The organism is Candidatus Gillettellia adelgis (assembly GCA_020541285.1).
GTDB classification, from domain to species: Bacteria; Pseudomonadota; Gammaproteobacteria; order Enterobacterales; family Enterobacteriaceae; genus Gillettellia; species Gillettellia adelgis.
This window is the reverse complement of sequence record CP047043.1, coordinates 1-12,292: the sequence shown is the minus strand read 5'-3', so window position 1 is coordinate 12,292 and position 12,292 is coordinate 1. Positions and strand designations below refer to the sequence as shown.

The 12,292-nt window shown below is 29.2% G+C and carries 3 protein-coding genes; 1 reads left to right on the top strand and 2 read right to left on the bottom strand.

Features of this window, described 5'->3' with window-relative positions:
• Window positions 1-992 precede the first annotated feature (992 nt).
• Window positions 993-1,670, top strand: a complete 678-nt coding sequence (gene rpe, locus GIY03_RS00015; RefSeq protein WP_457913698.1) for a ribulose-phosphate 3-epimerase — start codon at window positions 993-995, stop codon at window positions 1,668-1,670.
• 2,043 nt (window positions 1,671-3,713) lie between these two features.
• Here the strand turns inward: rpe and mnmG are convergent.
• Both mnmG and nlpD read right to left on the bottom strand, forming a co-directional pair.
• Complete coding sequence (gene mnmG, locus GIY03_RS00010) at window positions 3,714-5,591, bottom strand: tRNA uridine-5-carboxymethylaminomethyl(34) synthesis enzyme MnmG (RefSeq protein ID WP_457913697.1); 1,878 nt, start codon at window positions 5,589-5,591, stop codon at window positions 3,714-3,716.
• Window positions 5,592-11,276: 5,685 nt separating this feature from the next.
• Window positions 11,277-12,242 (bottom strand): murein hydrolase activator NlpD, encoded by a 966-nt coding sequence (gene nlpD / locus GIY03_RS00005; protein ID WP_457913991.1) that lies wholly within the window; start codon window positions 12,240-12,242, stop codon window positions 11,277-11,279.
• Window positions 12,243-12,292: the final 50 nt, after the last annotated feature.

Below are 12,292 nucleotides of genomic sequence, written 5' to 3'. Positions count from 1 at the left end.
TTACTAAAAATATAGAATATTCCTTGTATTTATGTAATATAAATGCTTTTAGATATAAAAAATTTTATAAGAGAACACATAAAACCAGTATGTTACTACCTCCGACTATATGCTCACATTACTAAATCATGCGAATTTAACAAATAGTCTTGATAACATAGAAGTTTTAAAATAAATGAATTACAATACTCTATCATGAATATAATTAATTATTTATTTTTATCGATAGACTAACAGTCTGTGCTAGATGCAACCTTCTTTAAAAGAAGAATAAATATATTTAATATAGGGTATAATATTATATTCTAACGACATAAAAAAATTGTTAACCGGATAATGTAGTTGAATTTCAAACGGATACTTCCATCAGTAATGCCTATATTCTTGCTAGATAACTTAGATAAGTGTTTTACTATGACAATAAATTTAACTCTCGTCTTCATTTTTTATCATTTAATGATATTGCTTTTACGTATAAAGCCGCGCTCTGTTATAACAGAGTATGTTATTGAGATTGATAAGACGAGTGCGATGTATTTTAGTAATTTCACAAAACTTCTATCTCTTGCATAGAGATGATAATTGTTTACCAAAAATCTACTAACATTACTTTTAATGATCGATATTATTTTACTACTATATATAATCATGTCTCACGTCTACCTCTTATACTCTTGTGAATAAGAGTACGATTTACTGATTATTATGTTGATTAATATAGTATTATGTATTTATAGGATTCAGTACTGCAGGCATGTTAACTTTTATACAGCAGGCCAGTAAGTACTGGTATAAATCTCTCATAATCAAGAGAAAATTACTCAACACTGATATTAGTATACTTTATTGTTTTTTATAAAGTCTCAATGTACTATCAACTGTAATACCTTGTGAATAGTAAGGTAAACACGTTCAAAATTTCTTACGAAATCGCAAAATACTCAGCCATATATCAGTTATATAAACATGTATTCTAAAACATCGAAAGGCACATGAAAAAATTTTTAATTGCTCCATCTCTTTTATCTGCAGATTTCGCCCAACTCGGTAAAGACATCACTAATGTGCTAGAAGCAGGCGGTGATATCGTGCACTTTGACGTTATGGACAACCACTATGTCCCTAATTTAACTATAGGCCCTATGGTATGTGAAGCATTACGTAATTATGGCATAATCGCACCAATCGATGTACACTTAATGGTAAAACCAGTAGACCGTATTATCCCAGAGTTTGCTAAAGCTGGTGCAACCTATATTACATTCCATCCTGAAGCCTCCGAACACATCGATCGCACTCTTCAATTAATCAAAGAGCATGGATGTAAATCTGGATTAGCGTTTAACCCAGCAACCCCACTCAGTCATCTTAATTATATAATGGATAAGCTCGATATAATCCTAATAATGTCAGTAAATCCTGGATTCGGTGGGCAATCTTTTATTCACAGCACGTTAAATAAGTTACAACAAGTACGGAAGCGCATTGATCAAGGCAATTGGGATATTCGTTTAGAAATTGATGGCGGAGTCAGAATAGATAATATTACTGAAATTGCTGTTGCAGGTGCCGATATATTTGTTGCTGGATCAGCTATTTTTAATACATTAGATTATCAATCAGTACTCAATGATATGCGCAAAGCACTAGAGACGGTAGTGTGCAACTAACGTCTAGTGATCTTTTTGGATATTTTAGCTTGAATGGTATATCGGTAAATCGCACAAACTTAGCAACCACTATTAAGTTAGTTTAATTAAAATAGCTACATATCTATCGTGCTTGTAGGAGTGGCATCTACTTACTTATACAACACGGACTGCGTAAACTTAATACATATTTATCGCAGCATCTTCAAAGTAAGTGAATATAGCTATTAATTAATACTAATTATTTTATCTAGATCGCAAGAACATGACCACTACAATCGATTGAATGCATGCTTCCTACGACACTCATTAAACCTAAAATTATACAATTTTATGTGCAACGGTTATGATGATATGCCACCTCAGCATATCATTAATAATGCATTATTAATATTTATTTTATCTGCAATCTCCTTGAGTAATACACTCATTTAATAACAATTTTAATATTTACTATATTATTTTATATTTAATGCCACACAATAACAAAAGAATTTATTAATATTTTAATTATTATGCAGTTTTATCTCTTTACGCAGATTAACATTAAACAATGTGGCCTAATATTACTAGAATTAATTTCTAAAATATTTTGAGCGTTCAGCAGGAATAAGTAAAAAATAACAAATGATTAACTAAAAAAATTATCGGTATATATATCTCATATAACCGACAGATAATTAATCTTTATATATAATTAACATTTTATTCATCAACCTGTTCGTCTTATATAATAATTCACAGAAAGTCGCAACTATAAAACATCAAGATATTAATTTCCTTAATATTTGTACCTATTATGAACATACAACTATCAGTAATAATTAAATTTATTACTAACTAATATTTTAAAAAAAATCATATATTTCAGTTATTATAGAGGCCATCCTGCTAACATCTTCTAAAGAAGAAATGACATTTACGAGGTTCTGACACTATAAAAATTAACACCGTATGCGTTGTTTAATCAAAACTATTAATATTTTATCTAATGTGATGAAAATAAAACTTTAGTGTAGAGATACAATAGAACATTATATTTGAAATGTATCTACTACTTAAAATTATTTAGTATATTAGGTATAAATTCATTAAATTTTAAAGTATATAGTTTGTTTAAATATGTTATATACCTATATTTTATATAGTGTGTCCATCAGACTTGTGTTGCTATTATAATACATTAAAATTATCGCTATAAATCATGAAACTTGAACATAAAAAACACATAAGTAGGATGATTGGAAACGTTGCGATAAATGCATAATTCTCTTACAATTATTTAACCATTCACTCATAAATAGTATTCATTATGCATAAGTTATCAATATTTAATCTTTCTTAATAATCAATAAAAAATGTCACTATTAGTGACAGTTTTAACGTCATTATATAAAATATATTGATAATATTTATTAACTAAATCTAATAATGTATCTCAATATTTATGTCTAGTACATACCATTTATATTTTTTCAACAACAAGTAATATACACTGCGAGAGATATATTTTGCAAAAAATACCACATTACTTATTATACTAAAAAATATTGACAGAGCTACGGTATTCTCAATACGCCTCCTGAATCACCTGAATACTTTACAGCCCTGAGTTACACTATACTTGATCTCTAAGAAAAACTAACATTTTATATTGCTCTCTAGCATACAATATTAATCTCAGTTTACAAGCACGCGTAGAACAACAGTGGTCTATTACCCCTAAAATTAATAAATAAAAAACTCTTTAAATACACAGTGTGTATAATCTTGTTAAAAAATAGCACCACCAGAATTTTCTATACATCGTGCGCTCTGTAGTAAAATTTTATGCTGGTTTTTATTGTTTTATTATGGTTATACACTACTTAACATGGCTACTGAGTTGGTTTAATACTTTTAACCAGATCAGTGAAAGCGACAAGTTTTAATATCCCTGCATAATATTAATATCTTACAAACACTAAAAAGTACAGTCAAATCTACACAAGATATTAAAAATATATGCTCACTGATTTATTTAATGAACAGACTATTCTTAAATTATAAATTTATTAAATTACATTATAGATACCCTTGTTTTTTTAACCAAATTAATAAAATAGAGATTGCAGCGGGGGTGATCCCAGATATACGTGAAGCTTGACTAATAGAGTAAGGTTTATGATGATTTAACTTTGTGATCACTTCGCTAGACAGACTAGATACTTCGTGATAATCGAGATCTAAGGGTAACATGGTATTTGCATAGCGCTGTTGTTTTTTAATCTCTGCCATCTGACGCACAATGTAGCCTTGATATTTAATCTGAATCTCAACTTGCTCAGCAGCTTGAGCATCTTTTAGTGCTGGTGAAAAAGTAACAACTTTAGTGAGTAACGAATAATCTATTTCAGGACGACGCAATAGTTCTTCACCGTGGATTGAGCGCACTAAAGGTTTTTTTAATAGCATATTAATGTGATCCACATCCTCAGAATGTGGATGTATCCATGTATTACGTAGACGCTGACGTTCTTGATCAATACGCTCTAGTTTCTCAGAATATCGCGTCCAACGCATATCATCCACTAAACCAAGTTTTCGACCTATCTCAGTTAAACGCAAATCAGCGTTATCTTCACGCAACAGAAGGCGATATTCAGCACGCGATGTAAACATGCGATATGGTTCTTTAGTGCCAAGAGCACTAAGATCGTCTACCAGCACACCAAGATAGGATTGGTTGCGACTTGGCGACCAACCTTCTTCTTGATTAGCATAACGAGCAGCGTTAAGACCCGCCAACACCCCTTGAGCAGCTGCTTCTTCGTAACCAGTAGTGCCATTAATTTGTCCTGCAAAAAAAAGCCCATGAATTAATTTACTCTCTAATGTTGGCTTTAGATCACGGGGATCAAAGAAATCGTACTCAATAGCATAACCAGGGCGAACAATGCAAGCATTCTGCATACCTTCTATCGAACGAATAATCTGTATTTGCACTTCAAATGGAAGACTGGTAGAGATACCGTTTGGATAAATCTCATTACTTGTTAAACCTTCCGGTTCCAGAAAAATCTGGTGTGCAGGACGATCAGAGAACCGCATTACTTTATCTTCAATCGATGGACAATACCGCGGACCAACTCCTTGTATTATCCCGGTGTATATCGGACTACGATCTAGATTCTTTCGGATTACCTCATGAGTTTTTTCATTAGTATGAGTGATATAACAGACCCTCTGCTCTGGATGTTGATTCGCATTACCCATAAAAGAAAATACCGGCATTGGCATATCACCTGATTGTTCTCGTAAAATACTAAAATTAATAGTTCTCGCATCAATTCGTGGTGGTGTACCAGTCTTTAAGCGATTAACGCGCAACGGCATTTCTCGCAGACGTTTTGACAACGAGATTGCTGGAGGATCATTGGCACGGCCCCCTTTATAATTATTTAAGCCAATATGAATTTTACCATTAAGAAAAGTACCTACGGTTAACACTATTGCTTTAGCATAGAATTTTAACCCCATTTGTGTGACTACGCCAGTAATATAATCATTTTTTACAACAAAATCGTCGACAGATTGTTGAAGAATCGTTAAGTTAGGCTGATTCTCTAAGGCAATGCGTATCGCTCGACAATAGAGTCTGCGATCGGCTTGAGCGCGAGTTGCGCGCACTGAAGGACCTTTACTTTCGTTGAGTATCCTAAACTGAATACCAGAATGATCGATTGCAGTAGCCATCAAACCACCAAGTGCATCAATCTCCTTTACTAAATGCCCTTTACCAATACCACCAATTGCTGGGTTACAAGACATTTGACCTAGTGTATCAATATTTTGTGTTAACAATAGAGTTTGACGTCCTATGCGCGCCGAAGCCGAAGCAGCTTCAGCGCCGGCATGACCACCACCAATAATGATAACGTCAAATTTCTCAAAATTAAACATAAAATACTACCTCAGTACATCAAGAAAGATTACACATGCAGGTAAAATTCTACTTAAGTTTCCAACATTAACCAAGTAATATTAATTAGAATTTAAATACAGATCTTTTTTAATATTATTATTACTATATATTTTTATTAGGACAATGATTTTTAGTGGGTAAGTGCTTATTCTTTTTTTATATCAATGGATTAGTAATAATCACTAACTGTGGATAATTAACGATTACGATACCAGTAAGCTGTGATTTAAAAATATTTTTTGTAGTTTACCAAAACAAGCATTATTTTTATTAACGTCAAGGTTGCTTTTTTTGACTATAAACATTTATCCATATAATTTACACATTTTTATTGAACAAAGCTGTAGTGTATTTTTCGTTCAACTCACTCTTATTGTGAATTTTTAGGTGTAACCTTTATCTAAATTTACATTAAATTAATGCACTATCCTTAGTTTTTGAGTATTTGGTTGCATTGTAAAACAATTAACTTTAAGTAAAAATATGCTTTCTGTTGACTTTTATAATTCTATAGTAAAGATGTTAAATACATTGCCAAAAAATTTTAATCATGATTAAGCACTTTATGCATTTGTATTATAAGTAAGTCCCCTCTATTAACAGAAACGTAAATAACATACTCTATCGAAATCTATGCTATCATACTGTCAATTACATATACATTCATTTATCTATCTCCACTTACAATGCGAATACCATTCGATCCTAATATTCCGCTGAATTATTGTCTATGTATAACGTAAATTATTTAATATATGTGTTTATAATTATTTAACACACGTAATACTTGTCCGCTTCTTTTATTTATGATAAAAGCATTATGCTTACCTTAGATAGTTAAAACTTTATGTCACTACTTCAATGCCACGAAAGAGAAAATAGAATAACCATATAATTATTTATTTGGTATTTAGAAGTTATATCCGATTTGATCGTTTAATCCTTAACCTCATAAGGCTAAAGTACACCACCGCATCAGCTTGTAAAAAAGTAAAGTTAGGTGAGTTGAGAAATATAGAAAGCTTTAATAATCATCTGAGTAAAATACCAATAACAACATTCATTGATTATTTAATTAGTTATTACTGTTGCTTGCGTAAATCATTATGGATAAGACTCATACTCACTGAATCTTATCCTATATTCAAGATATAACACAGCATCGTTGAACTGTGTTTCCTATAGCTAAAAGCAAACTATCTACTCTATCATAATATATTGTGCATATAAATTTGATTTATAAAATATAATATAACAACTTTATCAAAGTTTCGTGAGCATTCATCTTATAAACAATCTTGATTCAGCGATTATACTGTCGCTTACGAATTCTCATGACTACAAGAATAATAATTAAGAGCGAATAGAAGGTTAGCATAGTTACTATTTTAATCTTTGTATATAATATTATATGTGCATAATAACTACCAAAGATTTTTTAATTATTTTGCTAATTAATAGTTGAATAAAAACTTTTGTAACATGATCAATATCAGTGATAATTAATACTATATCGTATTAGCAATATAATACTTTTATAAAGTTTTTATCAAAGATAAACGGAAGAATATACTTAGTATTAGTTAGTTAAATAAAACTATTATTTTCTATCTACAATGAGAAATATTAAATTTAACATAAAGATACAATAAGCATTAAAACACTATTTGATTGCTAAAGTTAGTAGATCAAACCCATATCAAGGGTATTATATTATTGTATCAATATATTATTTACGACAATAGATTATATTTTACTTGCATAATAGTTTTTATCGATTAAGAAGACTAACAGCATTTTGCTCTATCAGTATAAAGGTTTCTCACTTAGGGCTTAATGTTCAAAGAAACAATAATCATAAAGATAGATAGTACTAAATGAGCATAGCATCACTAGAGTTTTAGATAATTATTTTAATATACGTTTAATAATAAATAATTTTATCGCAACACATAAAGAAAAATGTTACAGTCAAGCTAACCTTTTAACTACAAAGAGTAATCTTAGTAACCTAAAAGAACTATTTTCTAATAAATATATACAACGTTTGCAAAAAAATAAACATGTATAATTAAACATTTTAAATATCCTACTTATATATTTATTAAAATATTTTAGAATCAACATCATATTTTGCTGTTGTTATTACCACGACTGCATTCATGAATATCAATAAACTTAAAACCATACCTTATTAATTTTTAGCAGCAAAAATTTATTTTATTCGGCATTTCATCACATCGATATTCTATATTTTATAAAAATTGCTGTTTTCTTCAGAAGCGTTGCTCATCAAAATATAGTATTGTATCGTTACAATTGTTATCTTTTATGAGATACACGTTTCTCACTGTAGGCAACAAAAATAAAATTTAATTTTTTATTAGCACTTACTTTGTAAAGTATTGTCTATAATAAAAACTCGATTGCATTAAAGAATGCTATAAGTCTATACAACATCAAAGTAGCCTCAATAATACAATACATAGCAATGTTTTCCTGTTCAATCTATTAACCATAGTAACTTATTATATTAGTTAGATCTTATAGACTAAGTATACCCAGTATGCTTTTAGCTGACACACCGTATTTCTATATTTTATCGCCTAGGCGAGTTTTACACAACGTATCAGCACATGCTGTTGTACTTAAACTAGATATACATTAATTGTCAAATAAGATAAAGTTTTTGCTGATGTGTTATCAAATTTTTTATGGGTTATGAAATATAGTCACTACGTTATATCCTCTATCATAAAATAGAGTAAAAAGTTTTTGTAACTATAGGAAACACAGTTCAACGATGCTGTGTTATATCTTGAATATAGGATAAGATTCAGTGAGTATGAGTCTTATCCATAATGATTTACGCAAGCAACAGTAATAACTAATTAAATAATCAATGAATGTTGTTATTGGTATTTTACTCAGATGATTATTAAAGCTTTCTATATTTCTCAACTCACCTAACTTTACTTTTTTACAAGCTGATGCGGTGGTGTACTTTAGCCTTATGAGGTTAAGGATTAAACGATCAAATCGGATATAACTTCTAAATACCAAATAAATAATTATATGGTTATTCTATTTTCTCTTTCGTGGCATTGAAGTAGTGACATAAAGTTTTAACTATCTAAAATAGATGCAGTGATTATAAAAATATAAATTAAAACATATTCTAAAATCAAATGTTTTAATAAACACAGTACATGATTTATTCAGATGAAAATAACAGTTATGGTAACGTGATTATTTATTCTGTCATCTAATAAAACAGTACCTTCTATATTTCTATAATAGCTATATTTATAGCGCACAAATTTATAGTTTATGTGATTAAAAGAAATTTTTCTATAGTCTTATTCAAGTTTCCAACAGATTAATAAACTTAATAAAATAATTTTATTAAAAACGCTTCACAAGGCATACATTTATTAAAATATCTCTTGCATTTGCAATATAGAGTTTTAAAACTTAAAGCTCTATTTAAAGGAATAAATTTATAAAAATAATTTTTCGGAAATATTAGAACGATAGTACATCTACTGTTATTTTTGAATAAGTTGATGTTTTACCTACTAGAATATATATAAAAAAAGAAAATATAGCTAATACTTATTAATTATTATTTGTATACTTTTATTATAAAATAGTAATAATCAATATCCAATACTCTAAAATATATACATATTTAATTATCCAAAAGCTATCTTTAATCTTAAAGTATTATGGAATTATTTAACCAATGAGTACAGGATGTAGATCTCCCATAAGACTCCTATTTTATCGAATGATTCTAGCTATAAATATTTAAATAAATATTATTTATCACACATAAATATTATTATAATAACTTATTTATTTTTTTACTTTACAGTAAAGCTGTATAAGAAAAGCAATTAAAAGTTCAATGCTAATATGCTCTTGTGATTTAATCCAATATTTTAAACACTACATACTGACGATTATGTAGCAAATTTTTTGAGGAATATAATACTCTTATTACCATATATGCACGGTAATATAGCCTAGTCATAGTCAACCGAAGGATGATAAGTGTGAATACTAATTATAAAATAAAATCAGAAGTTATCTGAAAGCCCTATATACCAATAACAACGATTAGCTATAAGCTAATATTGTAATTAATTCATTTCAAATGACAGTTAAATTAATAAAATCATATATAAATATTTCAAAAAATCAATATTATGCTTTTAGCAAACATACTATATGTTTCCTTGAAACAATACCAGAAAACTAACTAAGTTAGCGATACTCGCTGTTAGTTATATTAATTTATATATCTTAATAAATAATTAAAAATTACTCAAGATCTGCATCTTTAATAAGATGCAGATATATTATATGTAGAATATTTTTATATAAATTAAAAGTTATCATTTAGATAAAAGAACAAAAATAATTAAATTCGTAATCTTTCTAAAGCATAAAATTCTACATTATTTCTAACTATACAACGAGATAAATCAGTAAAAATATTATTCACTAAACATGGAGCCCATCTAAATAGACTAAAATACATAAATACAAAAACACAAGGATTCGATTCTATGTTACAAGTTGTAATGACCTAAAATTATTAGATTTAAGTTAGTTATAAACATAAGAATAAGATATTAATTTATAATACGCATATATGATATCACTCTAGTCTGCTATTGTGATATCTATCGTCGTTGTACAAAATATAGCATATCTGACTAAATAGAACGCCTAAATTAACCGACTAAAACGCTTGTAGACTACATAACTCGTAGTCTAAAAAATAAATGAAATCGTATGCTCCTAAAACTCACTACTTAGTAATAAATAGTTTTGAGAAAAACTTTACTAAAAACCATCTATGCTAATTTTAGCATCGTATATTAATGATAAGTATAGTAAACATAGAGGGGATGATTACTTATATACATAAAAATATCTTTATGACGTTATGACATATGTCAGACGCTATATTAGTTTTTAACTATATAGGCAGACTAGTGCATGGTATTTTATTTATATTAATAAAGTAGACACTCTACTACTAGAGTTTATATTTTGAGTGTATATAAAAACCTACATATAATATATAGTTAGATATTGAATCGAGTAAATATTATAGATCAGTAGATTCATGATATAATATTATATATAATCACAAGTTTACTATCTGATCTCTACGATGAACAAATCAAAAAAACTATAATATAGTATTATATTGAATTTTAATCATTAAAATAATGTTTTTATTTTTTTAAAATCAATACAATCCAGTTGTAGTAGCTATAATAAAGGTAATTTTAACATCCACTAAAAAGTACCCGCTAGTACATAGCAGGTGTCATGCAATACGTCTATATAACTTGCCTATGCAGAGCAGAATAATTCTCTTATATTAAGTGTCAAATAACAATTGATTATACCTAAATATAGCTAGAGTTTATCTAAAATGTGTTGAATAATAGCGAAGATATTAATTGCATACTAATACTTAGTGTATAAGAGCGTGTTTTTATAAAATTCTTTTATTAAAGATTTAGTTGCAATGCTATTACTTTAAAAATTTAAATCATGATGCGAGTGATTGGCTGTGGTATATTTGCATCATGGTTACTTTATATCTTGTTTTTAGAAAAGATAGTATTTATTTTCTTAATTTACCGTTGCGGAAGATAACATAGCGGATTTACTGACTTACCTTTGTAACGAATTTCAAAATGTAACCGTACTGAACTTGTTCCTGTGCTACCCATACAAGCTACTTTTTGTCCTGCTTTTACCGCTTGTTGTTCTCGAACTAACATCGTATCGTTATGAGCATAGGCACTTAAATAATCGTTATTATGTTTTATAATCACTAGATTTCCATAACCGCGTAAAGCATTACCTGAATATACTACGCGACCGTCGGCAGTAGCGTAAATCGGTTGTCCGCGAAGGCCGGTAATATCGATCCCTTTATTACCACCCTCTTCTGAAGAAAAGTTATTAATGATCTTACCTATAGTTGGCCATCTCCAATGCTTAACCGGTAAGGTATTAGTTGCAGATGGGTGTTCTACCTGAGTGATAACGGAAGACCGCATGTGCTGATCTAGTAAGGAAGATATATGTTTTTTATTAGTAGTATAACAATGTACGTCATTCAAGCGAGATTGCACTGCAATAGCCTGTATTTGGTGCCTAGAGGTTAACAACCGAGGCATTCCTTGTTTCGCAGTATAGGTCCTCCTCCCTGTTAGGGTATTGTTGTTTTTGCTAGTAGAATTTTTATAAAGTTGAATTTTTTGGCCAATATTTAGTGCATAAGGTGCATGTATGTTATTTATCTTTGCTAAATCTCTATAACCATTACCAGTGATCCATGCGATATAAAATAGCGTGTCTCCTCGTTGAACACTATAAGTGTTGCCGCTATAGCTCTTTTTAGGAATAGACTTATAACTTCGGTTATTAAAAACATAATTTTCATAGTTAGTTGTTGAGTTAATAATATCACTAGATGTCGTGATACTATCAGTACTTATACTGCTAATGGGGACGGATTTCAACGTATTATTCGTGCAACCTATTAACAAAAAAACGAATATTATACTCATTAAAACTTTGTCTAGTTTTATCATGGTGTGTTTTATACTCATATTCCCCTCGTCATCGTAATATCAAAGATTCA

Bases quoted from the DNA above. Each gene is read 5' to 3' on its own strand.
- rpe (WP_457913698.1), top strand. From the start codon at position 993: ATGAAAAAATTTTTAATTGCTCCATCTCTTTTATCTGCAGATTTCGCC.
- mnmG (WP_457913697.1), bottom strand. From the start codon at position 5,591: ATGTTTAATTTTGAGAAATTTGACGTTATCATTATTGGTGGTGGTCAT.
- nlpD (WP_457913991.1), bottom strand. From the start codon at position 12,242: ATGATAAAACTAGACAAAGTTTTAATGAGTATAATATTCGTTTTTTTG.